The 22,799-nt window shown below is 66.1% G+C and carries 17 protein-coding genes; 7 read left to right on the plus strand and 10 right to left on the minus strand.

Annotation, left to right across the window (positions count from 1 at the left end):
- Positions 1–473 precede the first annotated feature (473 nt).
- The 6 genes from G3446_RS15865 to G3446_RS15890 all read left to right on the plus strand — a co-directional run bounded on the left by G3446_RS15865 (position 474) and on the right by G3446_RS15890 (position 6,096).
- On the plus strand, positions 474–1,433 hold the full coding sequence (locus G3446_RS15865) for a hypothetical protein (protein ID WP_164453810.1): 960 nt from the start codon (positions 474–476) through the stop codon (positions 1,431–1,433).
- Between the two features lie 71 nt (positions 1,434–1,504).
- Positions 1,505–3,181, plus strand: a complete 1,677-nt coding sequence (locus G3446_RS15870; RefSeq protein WP_164453811.1) for a hypothetical protein — start codon at positions 1,505–1,507, stop codon at positions 3,179–3,181.
- Positions 3,182–3,592: 411 nt separating this feature from the next.
- Positions 3,593–3,895, plus strand: coding sequence for a BufA1 family periplasmic bufferin-type metallophore (locus tag G3446_RS15875; RefSeq protein ID WP_164453812.1), 303 nt, complete (start codon positions 3,593–3,595; stop codon positions 3,893–3,895).
- Positions 3,896–3,923: 28 nt separating this feature from the next.
- Positions 3,924–4,781: an MNIO family bufferin maturase gene (gene bufB / locus G3446_RS15880; RefSeq protein ID WP_164453813.1), complete on the plus strand. Its 858-nt coding sequence runs from the start codon at positions 3,924–3,926 to the stop codon at positions 4,779–4,781.
- On the plus strand, positions 4,781–5,569 hold the full coding sequence (locus G3446_RS15885; RefSeq protein ID WP_164453814.1) for an HvfC/BufC N-terminal domain-containing protein: 789 nt from the start codon (positions 4,781–4,783) through the stop codon (positions 5,567–5,569). The genes bufB and G3446_RS15885 overlap by 1 nt, the downstream gene beginning before the upstream one ends.
- Positions 5,566–6,096, plus strand: coding sequence for a DoxX family protein (locus G3446_RS15890; protein WP_164453815.1), 531 nt, complete (start codon positions 5,566–5,568; stop codon positions 6,094–6,096). Before G3446_RS15885 ends, G3446_RS15890 begins: the two co-directional genes overlap by 4 nt.
- An 81-nt stretch (positions 6,097–6,177) precedes the next feature.
- Here the strand turns inward: G3446_RS15890 and G3446_RS15895 are convergent, their stop codons facing one another.
- From G3446_RS15895 to tagH, 10 genes are all read right to left on the minus strand, one after another.
- Positions 6,178–6,846 carry a DUF4399 domain-containing protein gene (locus tag G3446_RS15895; RefSeq protein ID WP_164453816.1) on the minus strand — a complete coding sequence of 223 codons (669 nt, stop codon included), beginning with the start codon at positions 6,844–6,846 and terminating at the stop codon, positions 6,178–6,180.
- A gap of 211 nt (positions 6,847–7,057) precedes the next feature.
- A complete protein-coding gene (locus tag G3446_RS15900) occupies positions 7,058–8,446 on the minus strand; it encodes a serine/threonine-protein kinase (protein ID WP_164453817.1) in 1,389 nt (462 codons plus the stop codon).
- Positions 8,447–9,019: 573 nt separating this feature from the next.
- The gene (gene prpF / locus G3446_RS15905) at positions 9,020–10,192 is read right to left on the minus strand and encodes a 2-methylaconitate cis-trans isomerase PrpF (protein ID WP_342450134.1); all 1,173 of its coding nucleotides are present in this window, start codon (positions 10,190–10,192) and stop codon (positions 9,020–9,022) included.
- Between the two features lie 9 nt (positions 10,193–10,201).
- Complete coding sequence (locus tag G3446_RS15910) at positions 10,202–10,945, minus strand: PP2C family protein-serine/threonine phosphatase (protein ID WP_164453819.1); 744 nt, start codon at positions 10,943–10,945, stop codon at positions 10,202–10,204.
- Between the two features lie 218 nt (positions 10,946–11,163).
- Complete coding sequence (gene tagF / locus G3446_RS15915; protein WP_164453820.1) at positions 11,164–11,880, minus strand: type VI secretion system-associated protein TagF; 717 nt, start codon at positions 11,878–11,880, stop codon at positions 11,164–11,166.
- Positions 11,877–15,440, minus strand: coding sequence for a type VI secretion system membrane subunit TssM (gene tssM, locus G3446_RS15920; protein WP_164453821.1), 3,564 nt, complete (start codon positions 15,438–15,440; stop codon positions 11,877–11,879). Before tssM ends, tagF begins: the two co-directional genes overlap by 4 nt.
- Positions 15,437–16,831: a type IVB secretion system protein IcmH/DotU gene (gene icmH, locus G3446_RS15925; RefSeq protein WP_164453822.1), complete on the minus strand. Its 1,395-nt coding sequence runs from the start codon at positions 16,829–16,831 to the stop codon at positions 15,437–15,439. The genes tssM and icmH overlap by 4 nt, the downstream gene beginning before the upstream one ends.
- Before the next feature lie 3 nt (positions 16,832–16,834).
- Positions 16,835–18,169 carry a type VI secretion system baseplate subunit TssK gene (tssK, locus tag G3446_RS15930; RefSeq protein WP_164453823.1) on the minus strand — a complete coding sequence of 445 codons (1,335 nt, stop codon included), beginning with the start codon at positions 18,167–18,169 and terminating at the stop codon, positions 16,835–16,837.
- A 9-nt stretch (positions 18,170–18,178) separates the two neighbouring features.
- Complete coding sequence (gene tssJ, locus G3446_RS15935; RefSeq protein ID WP_245232542.1) at positions 18,179–18,688, minus strand: type VI secretion system lipoprotein TssJ; 510 nt, start codon at positions 18,686–18,688, stop codon at positions 18,179–18,181.
- Positions 18,689–18,757: 69 nt separating this feature from the next.
- Positions 18,758–20,263 (minus strand): type VI secretion system-associated FHA domain protein TagH, encoded by a 1,506-nt coding sequence (tagH, locus tag G3446_RS15940; protein WP_164453824.1) that lies wholly within the window; start codon positions 20,261–20,263, stop codon positions 18,758–18,760.
- A gap of 752 nt (positions 20,264–21,015) precedes the next feature.
- Here tagH and G3446_RS15945 point away from each other — a divergent pair.
- The gene (locus G3446_RS15945; protein ID WP_164453825.1) at positions 21,016–21,894 is read left to right on the plus strand and encodes a class I SAM-dependent methyltransferase; all 879 of its coding nucleotides are present in this window, start codon (positions 21,016–21,018) and stop codon (positions 21,892–21,894) included.
- Positions 21,895–22,799: the final 905 nt, after the last annotated feature.

Here is a 22,799-nt window from a genome sequence, read left to right on the forward strand (position 1 = left end):
GGGACTTGGAGCCTTCCATCAACCCCCCCCCGGAGTCGGCGATAGCCTCCCGCAAGCGGGCCCCGGAGACTGGCGCATAGGGAACCGCCGGCGAACCCTTTGCTCGACGGCCCATGCACTCAACATCAGGGCCGCCGGCAATCCGGGCCCTTGTTGCGTCCCGCAGTAGACCAGATTCTTCAACGAGCCTAAGGTGCGCTGGCGCCAAAAGCGTCCTTTCTTCGATTATCGCCTTCGCCGAGCGTCGAGGTTGAGATTATTGACTACACTGGGATCGACACCAGAGCTTATGCTGATCCGAAGCTCAGAATGCTCTACCCGAGGGCCGAGTCAAATAAGCTCTAATGAGGCAATCCCTTGCCACGACGGCTCTTTGGGTCGCAGACATCATCTCAGGAGCGGCGGGGATGGTCGGCGCGGCTAGCCGGAATGCACGAGGTGTTATTTCGTTGGCGGTGGTAAAGGAGGAAAACATGAACATTGAGAAGAAACGCATTACCAGAGGCGCACTCCTTTCAGCGAGCATTGGACTGCTTTCGGGAACACCGGCCGTTGCCGATACCTTGCTCTTCCCTGTACTGACATCCAACCCCCCAAACGTCATTACGATCGTCTCTGTGGTCAACAACGCAACCGCCACACCACCCCAGCTTAGATACACGTATCGCTACAAGGACGCCATATCGGCCGGGGCCCCAAACATCGGGGGTACCTGCAACACGACGAGCTTTGCGCGCAATACGTTCGACCGAGATCTCGTCAGCTTTGACGTCTCCGGAACGCTCGAGAACGGCGAAGCCCTTTTCGGCGACGTAGACGTCTATGGTGGGGGGTTTGGGCTCGGCCAGTCCGGCCCGAAGCGGGGCTACCTCCTGGTCACCCATGCCAATGCTAGTGGCACACAAACAAACGCCGGTGGCAACGTGCTACTCGGCGGCGAGGCGGTCATCCTAGACATCGCCAGTGGCGCTGCTTGGGGAATGCGGGCGATCAATGACAGCACCTTAGAAGACTACAATTTCACTGCCGCGGGGATCGAGAGTGAGCTAACCTCAGGCGGCCTGAAACCCTTCAGTTTCTTCCCGCCCGATGACTGGACCACACGCTTCTTCGTCACCCCAGTGGGCAGCAACATGGATTCGTCGAATCTGCAATCAGTCGCTCGATTGGCGGGCAGCCTGGTCGATCGCTCGAGCACGACCTACACACTGCCGACCATCAATCCGTCGATCACCTGCACCGGCGCAGTGGACCTCGAAGACTTGATGGACAGCACCACGCGAGCGGCCGTTGCATCGACGGGCGGTTGGGGTTTCTTCCAGAGTATCGGGAGCCCAGCGATCATCTATAAGCTCGACTACGTACTCAACGACCCGGCTTACGGCGGCACAAACAATAACGGATATCTGCTGAGCGGGCCCGGCCAGCCTTAGACGCGAGACTGAATCAGGGAGACGCTGATGGGGAGGGCCGAGTCCCTCCCTTTTTTGTAGGAGCCTCGACCATGACGCGATCCGGTGTAAGCCTGACCCTACTTGGCTTGGCATTGTTGGCAGGCTGCGCGTATGGAGCGCCGAACGAGGACGCAGCCGTCGATCTCCGCTTCGGGCCGGTCTTGAGCCCGCCTTGGCTATTCGAGACGCGCGGTGGCGACCTCGTCGCGCAATCATCGCGGCCCGACACGCCACCCCACCTCCTCCAGCCCGCCAAGGATGGCCGCATCCGCGACATTTCTGCAGCAGCGAGCCGGGCATCTTCAATCGTTGCCTGGCTCACCGCAAGCGGCGAGGGCCGAAAGCTCCAGCTCCTGGAGGTGCCCGCGCAAGGCGAGCTGCCAGCACCAGTCGAGATCGCTTCGCGCATCTCGTCCAACGCCGTGCGGGTGGTTGCCGACGAAAGAGGTCGGCGCTATGTGTTGGACGCTTCGCTTGGTCCGAATCCGAGGGTGCAGGTCACCTCATTGGGCGACGAATCCAGCCCCTCGGTTGGCAAGCGCATTGAGCTTGACATCGCAGAGATCGGATCGATCGCGCTGCTTTCCGCAGTTGTCACCGAGCAACGACTCTATCTTTTTGTGACTTCGTCCACTGACACTCAGGCTGTTATCAGTGCCTTGACCTATCGACTGCCCTCGCTTGAGCGAGATGGTCCCGTCAAGCTGGTCAGCGAAGCTGACCGATTCGTCTTCATAGAGCCTCTGGTGCATTCCAAAAAGCCGGGCGTCGTCTACAAGTACCAGCGTGACGGGACTCTTGGGCTCGGCATAGCCTTACATCATGGGAGGGAATGGCAGGACTTTGCGATCCCAGATGCCAAAGGCTTGGACGTTGCCAGAGCGACCGCCAGTGCTTGGGACGATGGACGGATCCTGATCGTGCTAAGTGGTGAGGATAGTGATCACTTCAAGCAACGCATCTACGCCGCGGCCAGCAACGACTGGGGCAAGACCTGGGAGTTTCAGCAGATCAGTCGTCCAAAGGTGTCAGCGACCAGGGCATGGCTTCCGGATCTCGCAGTATCCGGCGATCGAGTTGCCGTCGCCTGGGAAGACTCACGCGATATCCGGGCGGCGGTGCATCTGCAGCTATCGCGAGACCGAGGTCGGAGCTGGCTCGACCAAGACATCCAAGTCTCGGACGAACGACACTATGCCATGCGACCGCGCATTCGAGCACGTAAGGACGACCTCTTCATCGCCTGGTATGCGTACAGAACCGATGCGCGAAAGAAGGCCGATGGGACGCTAGTGCGCCTTAGCTGGCAGGATGCGTTTGGTCGCGCGCAGCGAGAGAGACATCAAGACAGCACCGACGACAAGCGCCTCGAGCTCAGAAAAACGGTCAACGACTACTGGGATGCGCTGCAAGCGGGCGACTTGCGACGAGCCTACGATCACCACGATCCGTTTTTTCGAGCCCGAATGCCCTTTGATGCCTTCGCCGCTCGACGCGGTCAGTTCGTGTATCACGCTCACGAGATTCGCAGCCTCGAGATCGACGGGAACGTCGCCCGCGTGCACTCGACGGTCAACTTCGAGATCCCGAAGCTGATCGTCATGGGACGCGAGCAATCAGTGCCTCGACGCGATTCTCCGATCGAGGATGTTTGGCTGTATGTCGATCGAGCATGGCATCGACAGTATGTCGATGCGATAAGCGGCGGTAGCGCCATCAAGTACTAGCCGTATCGCCGCAAACTCCTAAGCCGGCGTCCTCCGATGAGATCGAATCCTCGGACGCCATCTGCACCGACTCGTCTGCCTGCCTGCTCCGCTGCAAGAATGCGTCGCACGGTGCTTGCCCGACCAATGCCGACTGGCAATTGAACCTCACTTGCCGCACGCCCGCCCTGCTCCGTCGGTCGATGATAGCCGCACCCTCAAGCACTGCCGAACGCCGCCGTGCTGAGCGGTGCGGAGTATTTTTGCTCCTGCCTGTAACCAACCAAAGCACTCGGACGATTGAGTCACTGAGGGCGCGATCGGAGCCAGCCGCGACGACAGCCCCGACAGCGATGGCCGCTCGGTGTCGACCACCTCGGCCGCGTCACTCAGAGATCGACCTCATCACTTCTGTCACTAGGAGCATTCATCATGACTCAATCCCGTGCCATCCCGACGACCGCCGCCGCACTCGCCTTGGCCTTGGGTAGTGCCATCACCCTGATCGACACAGCTGTCGCCGCCGAGAGCGGCGAGATGGAGAAGTGCTTCGGTGTCGCGCTCAAGGGCAAGAACGACTGTGCAGCTGGCCCAGGCACCAGCTGCGCCGGCTCCTCGAAGGTCGATCACCAGGCGAACGCCTGGAAACTGGTGCCCAAAGGCACTTGCGAGCAGACCGCCTCGACGACCTCGCCCACGGGCTATGGCCAGTTGATGGCCTTCAAGGCGCAATAGCACAGAGCCGCCTCCCGAGGATCATCCGATGACAGATCTCACGACTCGTCCGACCGCGATCGGTCTCGGCCTCAAGCCGGAGCATGTCCCGGAGATCCTCGGGGCGCCTGCGGCCCTGGACTTCTTCGAGGTGCACGCGGAGAACTACTTGGTCGCGGGCGGACCCAATCTGCGTCACCTCGAGGCGGTCCGGAGCCGCTTCGCCCTCTCCATCCATGGGGTCGGACTCTCGATCGGCGGACCCGGCCCATTGGACCAGGACCATCTGACGCGAATCGCCGACTTGGTCCGACGCTTCGAGCCCCAGTGGTTCTCGGAGCATCTGGCCTGGTCCAGCCATGGCGGGGCCTTTTTCAACGACCTACTGCCGATTCCATACGATACCGCCAGCCTCGAGCGCGTCTGCTCCCATCTTCATCAGGCTCAAGAGCAGATCCGGCGCCCGATACTGCTGGAGAATCCCAGCACCTACGTCGGCTTCGCGGCCTCGACCCTGGACGAGGGCGACTTCCTGGCCGAGGTCGTTCGCCGCACCGGCTGCGGCCTGCTGCTGGACGTCAACAACGCCTACATCAGCGGCGTCAATCACGGCCGCGACCCTTGGGCCCTCATCTCTGCCCTTCCGGCAGACGCCATCGCCGAGATCCACCTTGCTGGCTTTGCTGAGGACCGCGATGGCGCCGGCGCCCCCTTGCTGATCGATACGCATGGCGCAGCCGTCGCCGAAGCGGTCTGGGCGCTATACCGCCGGACCATCAGCCACCTCGGCCCCCGCCCGACCCTGATCGAGCGCGATCAATGCATTCCGCCGCTGGAGGCGCTGGTCGCCGAGGCGGCCCGCGCGCGATCCATCATGCGCGACTCGATAGTGCGGGAGACCGCCTGATGAGCGCCGCGGCCGCCTTTTTCGCCCCCTTCGCCGCCGGCCTGCGCGCCCCGAATCGACCGGCGCCCCCGGGGCTTACGACCTGGAACGACTCGGACCCAGGGGTGCGCTTCGACGTGTACCGCAACAATGTCGTGGTGTCGCTGGTCGGAGCTTTGGCCGACGGCTTTCCCGTCACCCAGAGCCTAGTGGGAGAGGACTTCTTCCTGTGGATGGCGCGGGAGTACATCCTGGCCGAGCCGCCGCGCTCGCCGGTGCTGGCCGAGTACGGCGACAGCTTCCCTGCATTCATCGCAGGCTTCGAGCCGGCCGCCGGCCTTGCCTACCTCCCCGACGTGGCCCGTCTGGAGCGACTGAGGGTGCGGGCCTATCACGCGGCCGATGCGGAGGCGGTCTCGACCGCCCTGCTGACGAGCCAGCTACAGCGTCCAGAGCAGCTGCCAGGCACGCGCCTGCAGTTGCATCCCTCCCTCAGCCTGCTCAGCTCGTCGCATGCCGTGGTCTCGATCTGGGCCGCGCATCAGGGTGCCGCACCGCCAAGGGCATTGGAGGTCGAGCGGCAGGAATCCGCGTTGGTGCTGCGTAGCGGCGACGACGTCTTGATTCTGCCCACCCCCCCGGCGACGGCCGCCTTCCTGAGCCTGCTGAAGACGGGCGCGACGCTCGGAGACGCCACTGCCGCGGCCCTGGAGTCGGCCCCGGATTTCGACCTGACACAGTGCCTCGCCTCCCTCATCCGTCACGGCGCCATCGTCGCCTGGCAGCCACCTGGAGATCCCGCACCATGAAGGGCACCACGCATCCCATCCAAGCCCAGACGGTCCATCCCGGGCGGTCGGTGTCGCACTGGATCACCGCCGCCAATCGGGCGATGACGCGCATCCCGGAGGACTTCATCGCGCTGATCGGGCGCTTCTCGATCGCGGCCGTCTTCTGGAAGTCCGGACAGACCAAGATCGAGGGATTCTCGCTCGACCTCGTCGATCGCAGCCTCACGCTCGGCTGGCCTCGGCTATCCGATTCGGCGGTCTTTCTTTTCCGCGAGGAATACCGCCTGCCGGTGCTCTCCCCCGAGCTGGCCGCGACCCTGGCGGCATTGGCGGAGCACGCCTTGCCGGTCCTGATCCTGCTCGGCCTAGGGACACGCCTCGCCGCGCTGGGGCTCCTGACCATGACGGCGGTCATTCAGCTCTTCGTCTATCCGGACGCCTATCCAACCCATGGCGTCTGGGCCGCGCTCCTGCTCTACCTGATGGTGCGCGGACCAGGACGGGTCTCTCTGGATGCGTACATCAGGCGCTCATGGCACTCCTGATGTCGGCCTGGAGGCCGCACTCCCAGCACGGATGTCGCCCATGGCCACGATGGGATCGCAGCCTGGGGGCGAGACGCGGGACTAGGGAACCGTGATGGTGATGCGCTCCGACATCACCGGAGGCGTGTGCGGGATGTGGCCGGCATCTCCAAGCAGCAGTTGGAGCGTGTGCTTACCCTTGGGCAGGGTGAGGTGATACTCGGTCTGGCCGCGCCCGAAGTGAATGTGCCGATCGGTTGCGGGGATGGGCTCGTCGAGCGGCGGAAGGTCGGTATCGACAAGCAAATGCTGGTGGCCTGTGAAGGGCTTGTCGACACCTGCGGGGGCGATCCCCATGCCGTGCAGTCCGAAGAGCACCACGAAGTCGCCGCCTGGGATGACCTCGCCGTCATTGGGCCAGATGATGTAGGCGAAGGCGTCCTCCGGCGCCTCCGTGGGTCCGCCCTTCAAGCTGGGTGCGGTCGTCTCCAATGCCCCTTCGCCGCCCTCTGACTCCAACAGACTCCCAAAGACGAAGCCCATCTGACCGCTGCTCAAGCGCACCTGGTGCCAGTTCCCCCCGGCCGCGCTGCCGACGACCCTGACCGAAGAGCCTTCCTTCAGGTAGCCGATCTTCTGTGAATTGGTGGTTGGCGCGGCGCGCACGTTGGAATTGGTGACGACGCGGTAGAAGACGCCCTCTTCGACAGCCCCCGAAGGGACGGAAGACACCAAGGCGGCAAGGGCGACGACAGTCAGCAAGTGTTTCATGATGGAGTCTCCTGGAAAGGTAGTCGCTCAGTGACCAGATCGACCAGTGATCAGATCGACAAGTGATCAGATCGGGTCGAGGAATCTTGGCTCTCGACCTCTGTGCCCTGAACCGCATGAGACCGCGTGGCCGCCCAGGGCGTGCCAGCCACGAGCCCTTACAGTATCCGCCGCCGAGCCGGGTCTCGGATCCCCGCGATCGCCCGCTGGCCTACTCGAGGGCGCGCGCGAGCCCGATCAAGCGCTCGTCCTCCGGATTGAGCTTCAGGCCGGTTCGGATGAGCTGCTGGGCATCCTCGATGGCACCCTGACGGAGCTTGTCCTCGGCGACGCTCAGGATGCGATCCGCCGCCCGGATCCGCCCGATGTCGACGAGGCGCTGCTTGGCCTGGACGTTCTCCGGATCGAGTGAGAGCAGCTGCCGGAAGAGCTCGAAGGCGTTGTCTCCCGGCGGCGCGAGAATCTTTCCCTCCCGCATCCGCTGCTCGGCACGCTGCAGCAAGTCCTTTGGATCCGCACCCAGGCTGACGCTGCTCTGCACCGCGCTCGCGGCGCCCTCCTTCGGGGCCGTTCCGCTCGAGCCGAGATAGCCGAGCCCGAAGTAGCCGCCCAGACCAAAGGCCAGCGCAACGACAGAGGCCGCGGCGACCCAGAGGCGCGACCGGCCAGGCGCGGGTCGCGCGGACGCCTGAGCGACCTCAGCCCCATGGGATCTGCCCGAGCGGGTGGGATTGAGCATGGGCACGGTGTTGGTGACAGCGCTCGCCGGTGCCGCGATCTTGCGCAGCCGCTCCGGGATGGCCTCGATCGCCCCAATGACCTCATCGGCCGAGCTGAAGCGGTCGTCCGGGCGCTTTGCCAAGAGTCGCGCAATCAGAGGCTGGAAGTGGCGCAGCTCGCTCGGCAGCTGCGGAATCGGCGCCTTGGTGTGCATCACCGCGACGGCGAAGGGGTCACGCGCCTGGAAGGGCAGACTGCCGGTCAGCATTTGCCAGAAGAGGACGCCGAGGCCGTAGAGATCCGCTCGATGATCGACCGGGTCGCCCTGGAACTGCTCGGGACTCATGTAGGGAACGCTGCCGAGGGTGAGTCCCGTCGAGGTGAGCTGCGTCTCCTCGCCGACGTTCTTCGCAATCCCGAAGTCCGCCAAGACCGCGGCACCGGCAGCGTTGAAGAGGACATTGCTCGGCTTGATGTCACGGTGCACGATGCCTTGGTGATGGGCATAGGCCAGCGCGCTCGCCAGGCTCCTCAGAATGTCCAGCGCATCCGCAAGGGGCGCGCCGGCGCGGATCCTCTCCTTGAGCGTTCCACCCGGCAGATAGGTCATGGAGAAGTAGTGCAGCTCCTCGGACACCCCGATATCGTAGATGGTCACGATGTTCGGGTGCGCCAGCTGGGCGATCAGACGCCCCTCTTTCAAGAAGCGGCTCCTGAACTCCGGCTGCCGGCTCAGGTCCTCCGTCATCACCTTGAGGGCGACCTGGCGCGCGAGCGATTCCTGGACCGCGAGGAAGACCGTCGCCATTCCACCGCGCCCGAGGACAGCCTCCACGCGATAGCGCGAGATCTGCGGCAGCTGCAAGTCCGGATTATCCATCCACGCGCACCTCATGCATGTCGCCAAGCGGCCGTGCCAATGATTGACCAGGATACTAGGAAATAATAGCCAAGATCTGGCCTACACGGCTGCCTTTCAGCAAAGAAGATGCCGAAGCACGAAGGAGCGCGTTGGGAGCGGCTCGGCTTCAGCGGGCGGGCACCGACCTCAGCCGCCTCTCATGGGGAGCCTGACTCGGCCGGCGGCCAAGTCTGGATCGATTCGAGCAGGTCAAGGCGGACAGCAGGACCAATCTGGCCTGCCAAAGCACTCGCTGGCGTCTTGCCCTGCGCCGATCGTCCTAATTGGAGCAGTCAGCGGCCAGCGGCCAGCGGCCAGCGGCCAGCGGAGGAAATCATACCGTTGTCGGATTTTCTGGCCGGCCAGCCGGTCAGCCACTGGGCGGCTCGGAGACGACCTGAAAGCAGCCCCAAGACGAAACCTGAAGCTGGCGCTGGTGGCTGGCAGCTCTGTCTAGGACCATCGGCCGGCCCGGCCTCCCGGTGTCGGGCGGACAAGCGCGGTCCACCAAGGCCGGCGCGGGATTCGGTGGACTGCGCGCGCGAGTCTACCCTACCCGTCCAACTGACGATCAAGACCACGCATGGGCACCAGCACCTGCCCAACCATCAGGCGGCGCGCCGTGCGGCGCATGATGACCTGGTGCGCGCGCCAGCCGTTGCCGTCCGAGGTGACTTCGGCGCCGACCTCGAGCAGACCCGACGGATGACAGATCCGCGTGCGGCGCTCGCCTCCTTGGCCTGCCCAGGGTGTCATCTCGTTGACCAGGGTCCCCGGCATCGCGGCGGCCACGGCCAGGGCGACGGCGCCCGTTCCGGGGAAGGCGTGATGGAGTCGGCCCATGGAGAGGATGCGGGCGAGGAGATCCATGTCTTGGCTTCGGATGGGTACGCCGCTCGAGGCGCGATCGTCGGCGGCCGGCGCGACGAAGGCGAGCTTGGGCGTCGCCGGGCGCTCGCGGCTGACCACCTCGGGCGCGTCGCCGAGCCCCATGGCAACCGCCGCCTGCGCGCGGATGCGCTCGAATCGCGCCAAGCCGTCCGCGTCGGCGTCGATCTCGGCGGGCTGCTCACGGCCGCTGAGCCCGAGGTCCGATGCGCGGACGAAAACGGTTGGATTGCCGGCATTGACCAAGCTGACATCGAGCTTGCCGACACCCGGGACATCGAGGCGGTCGCGCCTGCGGCCAGTCGGCAGCAAGGGGGCCTCCGCGGATCCACCAGGATCCAGGAAGCTCAGCTCGATGGCCGCGCCCGGCCAGGGGATACCGTCGACCTGCAGATCACCCTCCTCGACCGGCATGCCGTCACGGACGGGCACACGCGCCAGGATGCGCTTGCCGATATTGGCCTGCCAGATGCGAACCTCGGTCATGCCCTCGACCGCCTCGACCAGGCCAGTGGCGATGGCGAAGGGGCCGACCGCGGCGGTCAGGTTGCCGCAGTTCCTGCTGACGTCGATGACGGGGGAATCGATGGAGACATGGGCGAAGCCATAGTCGACGTCAGCGTCCGAACGCTCGGATGGCCCGACGATGACCGCCTTGCTGGTGCTGGAGGTGGCGCCGCCGAGCCCGTCGATCTGCTTGCCGTAGGGGTCCGGACTGCCGAGCGCCCGCAGCAGGATGGCATTGCGTTGTGCCGGCTCCGCTGGCAGATCCTGCGCGCGAAAGAAGAGTCCCTTGCTGGTGCCGCCGCGCATCCACACGGCCGGAATGCTGAGCACGGACAAGGGTCAGCCCGGATTGGACATGAAATCGATGACGAGGACGGTCACATTGTCGCGCCCGCCCGCATCGCAGGCCGCCTGAATGAGTGTCTCTGCGGCCGACGCCGGCTCAGGCTCGGCGAGGATCTCGCCGATGCGCGCGAGGCTCAGCTCCTTGACCAGCCCGTCGCTGCACAGCAGATAGCGGTCGCCGTCCGCCAGGGCCTCGACGCGCCGATCGACCTCCAGCTCCACGTCACCGCCGACCGCACGCACCAAGACGTTGGACAGAGGATGCGACTCGGCCTGCTCGGGCGTGAGCACCCCTTCGTCGACCATCTCCTGAACCTGGGTGTGATCCAGGGTCAGCTGCTGCAGATCGCCGTCGCGCAGCCGATAGGCGCGGCTGTCCCCCGCCCAGAGCAAGGCGCAATGATCGCCGACGGCGATGACGGCCACCACGGTGGAGCCGATGATGTCGCCGTGGAGCATCTCCGCCTCGGCGACCAGCTCGCGATTGACGCGCCGCAGGATCTCGCTGGCCTCGTCCGCCGCGGCACCCAGCAGCCGCGCATGGGGCATGGCCGCCATGCGCTCGACGATGAGGCTGCTCGCCATGCCGCCGGAGCTGTGCCCGCCCATCCCGTCCGCAACGACCCAAAGCCCCAGCTCGGGACGATCAAGATAGGCGTCCTGATTCAGGCTGCGGATGCGCCCGGGATGTGTGACGCCGGCGGACTTCCAGGCGAAGAGTCGGGCTGTGCTGGTCATGCTGAATCCTCCCGCGGCCGCGATCTTGTGCCTTATCCTGAAACGAGCGGTTGAACCGCAAAGGCGCGAAGAGCGCAAAGGATTTCAATGCGTTGTGGAGTGGAGATCTTACTCACCCAGCGGGCGAAAGAGATGCATCGAGCAACTTCTTGCTCTTCCAGGGAGCATCCTTCTTAGCGTCCTTTGCGCCTTTGCGGTTCGATTTGCCGAATCCAGGCTCATAGCTCCCACCATCCGCTCGCCGCCCAGCCGCCACCGATCAGGGCGCTGAAGCCCTCGGCGGGAGGCAGTCCCTGGCAGCTGAGCATGGATGGCGCGACCCGGTCGGAGCCGCTCGACCACCAGAGGCTATAGGCACAGAACATCTGATCCAGGGCGCGATTCAGAAGGCGCGGCATAGCCTGGCGGACATCCGAGGGCGCGTCCGCCGCGAGCCGCCAGGCATTGCGCCGAATTCCCTCGACCGACGCGGATGCGGCGCTCTGACCCTCGGACGGCGGCGCACCCAGCGCCATGACGTCCGCGTCGAACGCCTCGATGCTCCAGTCGTCCTGCAGCCCGGACAGGGCGAGACGTGCGGCCTGCTCGAGCCACGGGGAGTCGCACAGAAGACCGACGCTATCCGCGCCTGGAGCCAGGGGCGAGGCCAGAGTGAAGGGAAAATAGCGCCCGACCCGGTCGACGCTCGGCATGAGCACGCCGGCCCAGCCGCTGCGGCCCGCAACACCGGGCGACAGGACGAAGCGCCAGAGCGGACTCGTCAGATAGGCATTGAGCCAATCCTCGCCCAGCTGCGCCTGACTGCTGGCGATGGACTCGCGCAGCCACAGATCCCAAGGCTGGATGAAGTCCACCGGGAGCCGGCGGCTGACGAAATCGCCCAGGCCTGGCAGCTTGCCGTAGAAGCCGGGCGTTGCCTGATCCTTGCCGCTCATAGCCGCCCCGGACACCTGAAGGCCCGAACCTCGTCGAGCTTGAAGGGATTGCGCACGCTGACCGCGCGCAGCTCGAAGCGCGCCGAGAGGCCGCCGAGCGAGAAGGTCACATTGAACTTCTCGGGCTGCCGCGTGGGGCGGAAGGACGACCGATCGAGGATCCGGAACCAGGCCCAGGGACCCTCTTCGGTGAGGCTCGGACCGCTGCCCGTGCTGTCGACGAAGACCAGGCGGACACGGTCGATGCCCTCGGGCGAGGGCCATTTCAGCGTTTGACCGCGCGGCGGCCCGTGGCGGTAGTCGACGATCTGCCCGCCCAGGTCCAGCATGAACTGGGTGACGCGCGAATCCATGCTCACCGGCTTGACCTCGAAGGTGACGTCCGGCGTCTTGCCCCCGCTCATGAAGAAGGCCTCGCGAATGGTCGCCGCGCGCTGGAACTGCGCCAGCGTCTCATTGGGAATGCCGATGTTCTCGTCGACCCAGCGCCAGGTCGGCCGCGCGGTGTCGACCAGAGGCATGAGGTTCGCCTTGAAGAAGGCGTCCATGAGCCCGCCGGGCCCGAGCAATCGGCCGAAATCGAAGAGCGTGGTCTCGCGCTCTGTCCCGCGCACGAAGGGGTAGCGGTCGTTGATGGCCTCGCGGCAGAAGGGCAGGACCTCCGCCGTCCAGATGTTGTTGAGCAGGGCGCGCGCACGGTTGGCGGAGAGGTTGGAGGTATCCTGCGCGAGCGTACCCAGCCATTTTCCGAGCACGGGCGGCAGCCGGTCGGCAAGCGCCCTCGCCTCCCGCATCTCGGGCGAGTCCGCCGACACCAGTGGCGCCCGCCCGGAGGAGACGGCGGCCGCCATGGACTGCAGCTGCAGCTGCAGCTTGCTCAGGGTCTCGAGCACGGCATCCAGGGGTGCCTGCCCGCGATCATTGGTGCGCACCAGGTCATGGAGCCAGGAGAAACGCCGCGTCACATAGGCCTCCGGGGCCTCGCCGGCGGGCGCGGACTCCGTGGCGCCGGACTCGAAATAGCGGTCGACGCGACGGCGGAAGCCGGCGAGCCCGCCCTCCTCCTCGGCGGCGCCGGCGGCTGCCTCCTCGGCCTGCTCCGGCTTGCGGTCCAGCTCGGTCTGCTGCGACGCGGCGATGAGCAGGCGGCGTAGGGGCGAGTCGCTGGGGTCGGCGAGGATACGCGCCACCTCGGCCGCATGCTGGAGGTCGCGAACGGCCACCAGGTCGATGTCGTCGAGCAGACGCTGCCACTGGATCACATAGTCGTTGAGGTAGCGGCGGCGCACCTCTTCGAACAGCCGCCGCGCCTCCTCGGAGTCTGGCTCCAGACGCGCCGCCGGCCCCAGGATCCAGCTATCCGCCGCGGTCGCCTCGATGATGTGCGTGCTGGCGTCGGCAAAGCCGCGGTAGTAGCCGTCATAGGTGTAGAGCGCCGGGACGCCCTGGTTGAGCGGACGGCCGCTGCTGCGCACGAAGACCAGCTTGGCGAAGTCTCCGCCGGCGTCCGCGACCGTGAAGTCCGGCAGATCGTCGCCGACGCCGCGGCGCTTGAGGCTGGCGTAGACGCGGTCGGCCAAGGGGGTGCGATTCAAGATGTCTCTGGCATCCGCGATCAGCGCGCCGTCCAGCTCGAGCGGCAGGGGCGTCGGCCGTCTTGCCAGCAGGGCGGCCAGGTGATCGCGCAGAGATTCCTGCTGCTCGGTCGTCGTCTCGCGCGGCAGGCTGGTCTGCCAGTCGCGGCCCACCCAGAGCTGCACGGCCTCGGCGTCATAGTGCTCGTCGCTGCCGAGCATGAGATAGACCCCCAGGGCGTCGTAGAGGTACTCGGAATCCCCGCCGGCCTGACGGATCTGGTCCTCCAGGCGCAGGATGACGCGCGGCAGCAGCGCCTTGTTGAGGATCCGCAGATAGGCGCGCTGCGCCTGAGACCCGAGCTTGTCGCCTTGATAGAGGCCAAGCCCCATGGTGAGCGGCACGGATGCCTCGCGCTCGGCATAGCCGCGCGGGATCTCGCGCGCGGCATCGAGCAGCGGCAGCACGCCGAGCGGGTTGCGCTCCTCGGGCGGCAGGGCATCGATCCGGGTCTCGATGTCGAGGACGCGCTGCTCGACCTCCTCGATGAAGTGCTTGTTGCGCGAATAGCTGGTCGCCCAGGCCGCCGCGGTGAGCAGAAAGATGGCGGCGACGCTCGCATAGGCCCCGCGCCTCAGCCAGACGCGGCGGCGCTCCATGCGCAGATTGAGCCCGGCGAGGCCGGCCTCGTGGAAGACCACATCGCGCAGCAGCCGTGTCAGGAAGAAGCTCTTCCCGGTGCCCCGAAACGGCAGGGCGCCCTGGCGGCCCAGGCCGAAATTCGCGGCATAGGCGCCAAGGATGCGGTCGATGGGCGTGCCTGTCTGGGTACCACTGGTGAAGTAGACGCCGCGCACCTGTGGACGGACCTCGTAGCGCGAGGGCGCGAAGGCATCGCTCAGGAATTGCTCCAGCACCTCCCCGAGCTCGGCGAGCTGACGCGGGAAGCTGAAGACCAGCGCGCGCTTGTGCGGCTCGCGCTCCTGCTCCATGCGCACGAGCAGGCGCTGGTCGAGCCGCTCGACCAGCGCCTCGAGCTCGGCCGGGAAGGCACTGATCGCCGGCTTCGCGCGCTCGCTCTGGTCCAGCTTGAAGGTGGTGCCCCAGACCTGCTCACGCGCCTCCTTGCCGAGATCGCCGAAGAACTCGGTGAAGCCGGCGACCAGATCCGCCTTCATGAAGAGCACATAGACGGGCACGGCGATGCCAAACGTCTGGCACAGCTCCTGGACCCGTTGCCGAATGGCCTTGGCGTGGGCGGTGCGCTCGACCTGGGTCTGCTGCATCAGGTCCGAAAAGCTCACCGCCACCAGCACGCCATTGATCGGCCGGCGCGGCCGGTGCTTCTTTAGCAGCTCCAGGAAGTTCCGCCAGGCCGCCTTGTCGACCTGCTCGTAGCTGTCCTGGGTGGTGTAGCGCCCGGCCGTGTCGATGAGCACGGCCTCGTCCGTGAACCACCAGTCGCAGTTGCGCGTGCCGCCGATGCCGTGGATGGCGTCCTGACCCAGCTCGTCGGCGAGCGGGAAGCGCAGCCCGGAATTGACCAGGGCCGTGGTCTTACCGCAGCCCGGCGGGCCGATGATGAGATACCAGGGCAGCTGATAGACCCAGCGCCCGCCCAGCTTGTGCTTGCCTTCCGAGCGCTTCAGGGTTGCGAGGGCCTGGTCGAAGCGCTCGCGCAGGGCCTGGAGCTCCTCTTCCGAGGCCGCCTGCGCCGGATCCTCCTCAGCCTCAGGGCCGGAGGCCAGCTGCTCCACGAGCTTGCGGTTCCGTGCCCGCGAGCGCACCGCGGAGGTGATCTGGGACAGCCCCCAGACGCCGACCAGCATGCCGATGATCATCCAGCGGCGCCCCGCCGAGGCCAGCGGCTCGGTGCCGCCGATGCTGATCATGGGCCCCAGGAACCAGATCAGCAGCGCCAGCGCGACCAGGCCGACCATCACCAGGAACTGGCGCGAGATGAAGAACTTCAGCACGGCCTTCATGAGCCGACTCCAGCGACGGATGACACGCCGCCCACGGAGCGCGCCGGCGTCATCAGCATGACCTCGACACGCCGGTTGCGCGCATCCTTGGGCTTGTCGGGGACGCGCAGCTCAGTGTCCGCGCGCCCCTCGGCGGTGAACCTGGAGGGGTTGCCCGCGACCTCGACCAAGAGATCCCGCACGTTCTCGGCGCGTGCCTGGGACAGGTGCCAGTTGGAGGGGAAGCGCAGGGTCTTGATGGGAACGCTGTCGGAATGTCCGGTCACCAGAACGGCCCCGGGCAGCTGCGCCAAGGCCTCAGCGATCCGCTTGAGCAAGGGGATGTACTGCGACCTGACCGCGCTGCTCCCGGAGGCGAAGAGGGCGTCGCCGCGGATGATGACCACCTGGCCCTGCGCCCGATCCACCACCTCCAGCTTGTTGGCGGCGATCTCGTCGGCCAAGAGAATACGCAGCGTCAAGGGCGGCGGACCTGGCGGCTCGTCCACCGGGATGACCCCGGGGATAGGGGTCCGCGGGCGGTCCGTCAGCGTTGGCAGCCCCTTGTCCAGATTACCGAGCGAGAGGTAGACGGGATCCGACTCGCGATTGAGCGCGAAGGTGAAATAGGCGAAGAGCGCGAGCAGGATGAGGGCGGCGATGGAGGCGAAGACCCACAGCGGCATCTGATGGATGAGCGGATCGCGCTTCTGGGTCACGCCCTGCCAGTGGGGCGAGAGCTCGGGCTCGGGCTCGCCGCGCTGCGCACGGATGGTCTGATAGAGCTGCTCGCGCACGCGCTCCAACTGGCCGTGACCGCCCTCGCGGACGCGATAGCGACCCTCGAATCCCAGGGCCAGGCAGAGATACATGAGCTCGAGCAGGTGAAGATTCCCGGCCGGATAGGCCAGCAGCCGATCGAGCGCGGTGAAGAACTTCTCCCCGCCCCAGGCCTCGTTGTGGAAGCTGATGAGCAGGCCGCGGTTGCTCCAAACACTGTGGCTGCCCCAAGGCGTGTCGAGCACCGACTCGTCGATCAGCGAGCAGAGCACATAGCGGGCGGGCAGCACCACGGCGTCGACCAGCCCCTTGGCGCGCGCGCAGGTCTCGAAGTCGCGCACCTGGCGCGTCAGGCCGTCGCGGAGTCCATCGGGGTCCGGGTGGGACTGGGTGCCGCGCAGCTGGGCGGCCACGGTCAGAAGGCCCACGGCGCAGGCGACCAAGGGGTTATCCAGATTGACCGGCACCTCGCCGATCTTCTGGAAGCTGGGCGGCGCGCCCGCGGGCGCTGGCGCGGGAGCCGGAGAAGCCGCGCCCGGCGCCATCCCGGGCGCGCGCCGCCCGCCTGGAATCGGGCGGATGACCGTCGGACCTGCGTCGCCTGGCGAGAGGAAAGGATCGTCGTCTGTCACGGCTTACTCGCGGATCGCCCAAAGCTCGAGCGTCAGCTCGGGGAAATCGCCACCGATGTGCATGCCGAAGCCGCCACCTGTGGCGAGCTGTTTCCAATAGTCGCCGCTACGCTCCAGCTCGAAGTAGTCGAAGCCGGCATGGTAGGGGATCTCCAGCGGGGCGGTCGGCATGGGCCTCAGCGCGATGCCTGGCAGCGCCAGCTTGACCAGCTCCTGGATCTTCTCCACCGGCCCGACCTTCACCTGGCTCGGGAAGCGGTTGCGCAGCGTCTGGGAGTCCAGACTGGACTGCGCGGCCAGCACGAAGCGGGAGCCGCTGAGGAGCGACCTGTCTTGCACCAAGGCGATGCGAAACCCGTACTGGCGCTCTTGGATGGGAATGGCGATCGCCCGCTCGACGTACTCGCGATTGAGGTACTCGCGCAGACGGTCGATCACCGGGCCGAAGCAGGTCTCGAGCGCGTCATGCTTGTAGGGCGGAAAATCGGGCGGGCGTTTTTCATCGCTCGCGAAGGTCGCCAGCTCCCCGGCCAGCGCGAGGAAGTGGCGATAGACGGCCTCCGGATGCAGCCCTCGCACCTGGGTCAGATGCGCGGCGACCGGCTCGGCGCGGTTGAGCAGCTGCAGCATCAGGAAGTCGGCCCAATCCGCGACGCCGCCCCGCCCCACGCCGCGCACCCGCGTCGCGCGCGACTCGGCCTGGCGGTGCAGGAGCCCGGTCAGCTCTTCGACGAAGTCCGACAGCCGCCGCGAGACCTGGAAATCCATGCAGGACGGGATGTAGCCGGCATCGAGCAGCACCTGGCGGTCGGCGCGACACTCGACAATGCGGGTGATCCCGCAGCAGGCGTAGCCGTCGCGCGACTGCCGCTCGAGCATCAGCCGCAGCCCCAGCCGACCGACATCGACCACCGCATCGGTCTCCGAGCCCGCGATGTTGTCCCGCACCGTCAGCTCCGCCGAGCGATATCTGAGGATGGTCTCGGCATCGCTCGAGCTGCCGCTCTCCGCCGCACCCGGCTGGCGCAGGGGCAGGGCGAGATAGAGGACCTCGCCGGCGACGTTCTCGTCGAGCTCGAGCGGCTCGGGCAGCGGATCGCTCGCCGGCGCGTCGAAGGGCGTGCCGTCGGGCAGGATGCCGGCCAGATCCACCACGGCGACCTTGCCGAAGGCCAAGAGCTCCTCGTCGATCTTCAGCCGCCGCAAGCCCCAGGGATAGGGCATGCCCGGCCCGGATTTGGCGCCGACCAGGTGCTCGAGGTAACGGTCCTGCTGCTGAAAGTGATGCGGCTGCAGAAAGAGCCCTTCGGACCACAGCACCTTGTTGTCGAGTGACAAGGCTCGCTCCTATTGGTGACGAATGGAGACCTTGCTAGCGCCGACCTCGATCAGCACCCTGTTGTCCACCCCGGGATTCAGCCTCAGCGCCTCGCGCCAAAGGCTGTGGTCGATGTCACGGAAGGCGGCGACCACGCCGAGATAGCCGGCACCGGCATTCAGCCCGCGCTCGAGCGGGAGCGACTGCCCGGGCGCCAGCGTCATCTCGTCGCGCGCGATGAGGTCGGCGCCCAAGACGGCCGCGTCCTTGTCGAAGAGGCTATAGAAGTCAGAGGTATTGAAAACGCCGGCGCTCTTCAAGGTGTAGACGCGGACGACGACCGGAAGCCCCTTGCCGCTCGGCCCTCGATTGGCATTGCCATCCGCGCGGATCTCGACGCTCAGCTTGGGCGGCGGCTTGTCCGGCGGAGGCGCGGGCCTGACCTCAGGCTTCTTTCCACAGGCGGCGGCCAAGACAGCCGGGAGGGCGATGAGCCCGGTCAAGATCTGTCGGCGCCGTGCGCTCACGGGGATATCCAAGGTCGTCTCCTCCGGTGTCAGGGCACCTGGCTGATTATGGCTCAAAATTACCCATGCACTCGGCTCGTCTCAGCGCCGATCCGCAGAGCGTGCCGCGCGCAGCCGCTCGATCTGCTCGTGATAGGCCCGCGCGAAGGCGTCCTCGAAGAGCTGCATGAAATCCTCGGACGCGTCCGCCGCGACCTTTTCGTACTCGTCGGTGAACAGCTCCCAATACTTCGCCTTGCGCGCCATCGGCAGCACCTGGTCCAGCCCGGAGGCCCGGCCCAGGCGCTGCTCGAGGCTGGCCGGCTCGAAGCGCGCGAAGAGGGCGCGGAGCGCGGCCTGCAGCCCGGCGGTCATCGCCATCTCGTGGGCCTGGATGTCGTCGAAGGCCTCGCTCGCGGCCGAGACCGCCGGGAGATAGCCGGGGCTCGGGCGAAACAGCAGGCGGTCGAGGATATCGTCGGTACTGGGCGAGAACTTGAAAGGATTGTTCTGCGCGGCGCGGATGCTGGTCACCCCGAGGCGCAGCTCGCTCTTGAACTCGGCCCGGCCGATCATGGTCTGCACCAGCCCGGCGGCGAGGGCACGCAACAGCTGGCCGGAGAGCCGCATGAAGGACTGCGGATCCTCGATCTCCTCGCTCTCACCGAAGCCGAGGCCGGCGATGAAGGCGCTCAGCTCCCCCCCGGGCGACGCAGGTGCCTGGGGGGCCTGCGGCCGGGGGGGCTGAGGCTGGGACGGCTCGGGACGCGGCGGGGGAGGTGGCGTCTCCGGCGACTCGGTCTGCAGCTCCGGGATGACGTCCGTCTTCTGATCATCGACCTCGGGCTTGGGCTCGGCAAAAGGCTCGGGCGGCGGCTCGGGGGCGTCCGGCCCGAAGGGCACCACGCCTGAGGTTGGCGGCTCCTCGATAGGAGGTGCTGGCTCCTCGCCGCCCACCCAGGCATCGTTCAGAAGGTCGTAGTTGTCCGGAACCGGCTGCTGCTCGTCGGGACGAAAGAAGACGTGCTCCACCGGCGTGTGGCGATGCGGCGCGCCGCGCGGCGGCGCGTCGGCCGCCGGCCCCGCCAAGCCATCGTCGAGGGAAGATGCGTCGGCGAACGGCTCCTGATGCAGATTGGGCTCGGGCGGCAGATCCGGCAGCAGATCGCCCTGATCGTGCGAGCCGCCGGGATCGAGCAGGTCGAGAATATCGGCGGAGGGCCCGCTAGGCGTGAGATCGCCAAGATCGCGCTTCCCAGTCTCGCCGAAGAGGTCAGGAATCTCCTCGCCTGGAGCAGCCTCCACACTGCCAAAGCCGACGATCACATCATAGGACCCGATACCCAGCACGTCCCCGTCATAGAGTGCGACCGACTGATGCTGGGGAATGGGGTCGGGGCCACTATTCAAATAGGTCCCGTTGCGGCTGGTGTCGACGACCCAGACACCGCCCTCGCGGACCTCGATCCGGGCATGATTCCCTGAAATGACGCGCTCGGGGTCGTCGAGACAGAGGTCACTGGTGACGGCCCGGCCGATGGTGAGACTGCCCTGCGCGAGGCTGAGCCGGACCTCACGGTCGCTGGTCTGGCCCTGACGGTTTGTCACGTGAAGCCTCAGCTCCATTCACAAGCTCCCGAAGCGGCGGTCAAGTTCGATCGAGTGGCTCAGGTCGAGGGTCGTGGTCATGGCGGCGCCGCGACCGAAGCGCAATCCCGACAGCCGTCGCGCGGCCAGCGGAGTCGGCGACATCCCAAGAGCCCGAAGCATGGCCTGGACCCATGACTGGCATGGCGCTTGTCCGAATCTGGCTGGCAACAGCCGGCCTGCACATCCATTGGCGGCCTCCGCGCTCTCGTGGATTCGATAGCCGGGTCAGGGGATCGCTTATTCACCACCAGCATTGCAGCGCATCCACCTTCAATAAACAAGCCAGAGCCCAGAGCCTCGTGGCTCGAAGGCCCCAATCGGTCGCCAGGAGAAATCCGGCGCCGAAAAGCTGCATCTGCTCGGAGGCAGCACGCAAGCTAGGCGGAGTGCTTGCTTAGACGCCAACAGCAGGATGTACACGAATACTTGACTCGCTCGCGCAAGCTCTGGCCTACTCGAGCCGATCGCAACAGCCCGATCCGTCTTCTTTCCACTGACGCGAGACCGAGGTGAAGGCGGAAGCATCGCGCTTCTCGGCTGCGGCAGCCCTGACGCGATCACCTAGCCGACAGCAAGCCACCGAAATAGTATGAGCCGGGAGGCCGCGCGCTTCCGGTTTCTGGCTGGTGCGCTCCGGGGATTGGATAGGCCCTCATCAGCTGAGCGATTGGGAGTCGTTGCGCGCGCCCTCATCGCGCCGAGACCAAGCCATGGGAATCGCAGACGAGCTGAGATTCGTGCGAGAGATGCGCGCCGCTGCTACGTTCGGGCGCTTCGTCTCGCTCAATGACATCGCGCTTCATAGGGACTCGCCCGATCTGCTGGAGAAGTACGGCATCCCCGCGGCGGCAGCGCACCGCGGGCTGGCGGGCGGACGCCGTCTCCTGCCGCGGCGCTCGGCGTTCGCTCGCTACTCGGCTCGCATCCGCACCCACCCATGGATGCTCGCCGAGCAATGCTCCCCCAAGTATTACCGCGACCTGGTCCGCCACCTGCACACCAAGCGCGGCAGGATTCGGAGAATCGTCGAGGTCGGCGTCTTTCTCGGCGGCGCGAGCGCCTACCTCGCTCAGGCGGCGGAGGACCTGGGGCTGGAGCTGCACTTGGCCGACATCAACCCCGCCTATCTCGGCTACACCTACGAGCGCCTGCTGAGCCTCTTGCCCGGAAGCGACCGCTTTGTGCGCCTCTTCCACGGCGATTTCCCGAGCTACGTGGCTGCCGATCAGATGCTGGAGAGCCCGCAGGGCAGCTTCGTGCAGTTCGACGCCTCACACCGCTTCCCCGATGTCGTCGCCGACATGGTCGCCGTCTGCCGAGCGCGGAAGTGGATCCACTCGCTCGCCATTCAGGACACCCATCTTCGCAGCGACCTCATCGAGGCCGAGGTCTTCGTCGACATGGCGGTGCAGGCCGTCTTCGGCACAAGGCTTCGGTACCGGAGCATCGGAATCACCACGCCCGGAGAAAGGCGGAACATCCCAACCCCCCACTGGCGGCCCTTCACGCGACCGCGAGCTCCCGAAGGCATCCTGCTCGAGCTCGCCAAGAACCGCTGCCACTATGCACCGAGGGCTTCGCATGGCTGACTTGCTCGTTGCGGGACGAGAGAGCATCGCTCCGCTGGAAGGCCGGACAGAGACACGGCCGTCCACGCAACGTCACGCCACGGCGGGCGGCTCTCTCGCCCCAAGGAAACGCTGACTCGTTGCCTTTGCCGTCCGGACCCGGGTAGCCCAGCGTCTCCCTGAGCCCCATGTGCGAATCGCGCAGTCCTTCCAAAGCGGTCTTCCGCGTCGGCAGGAATAGAACAGGGACAGACAGAACAGGGACAGACAATGTTCTTCTCGATCGGCAGATCGTCAGCCGGTCGCCGTACCGGCTCTCGCCGAACAACCCCATATCGTTGCAACCTAGATTCGGCAATTGGAACCCCAAAGGCGCGAAGGACACGAAGAGAAACAGGGGCTTGCATTACTGCGTCGCTTCACCCTCTGGGTGAGCATCGCTTCGCAGACAAGGTGTCGAAATTCTTTGCGCTCTTTGTGCCCTTTGCGGTTCAACTGCTCCTTTTAGGTTGCAAAGGTCGACGCCGTCATGACCCTCTGCGCCTGCGACAAAGCCAGCCTTACTGCCGACGACGGCAGCCATCGCAGTCTGCTCGACGCGGTACTTGACGAGGCATTGAGGCCAAGAAAGACGGCCGACGCGACCGAAGACGCCCCAGCCCTCGCGCGCTAGCGCTGATTTCCATTTTTTGGCCTATCGGCGTTTCGGGAGGTCAACGAGATCCAGCTGACCGCTGGGTGGGAGCGGTGCCTCGCCACGACCGGGTGCCAGTCGAGCCGAGGCGGCGCTCCCAAGGCGGCCTGGCTCGCGGCTGGCCGCTCTTCTAGCTTTAGCCTAGATTCGGCAATTGGAACCGGTAGAGTAGAGGCCAGGGTCGCCCCTGGCCCCCCTCGTCAAACGCAGCATGCAGATTTCCCGCACTGCG

The sequence above is a fragment of the Thiorhodococcus minor genome (assembly GCF_010820565.1).
Taxonomy (GTDB): Bacteria; Pseudomonadota; Gammaproteobacteria; order Chromatiales; family Chromatiaceae; genus Thiorhodococcus; species Thiorhodococcus minor.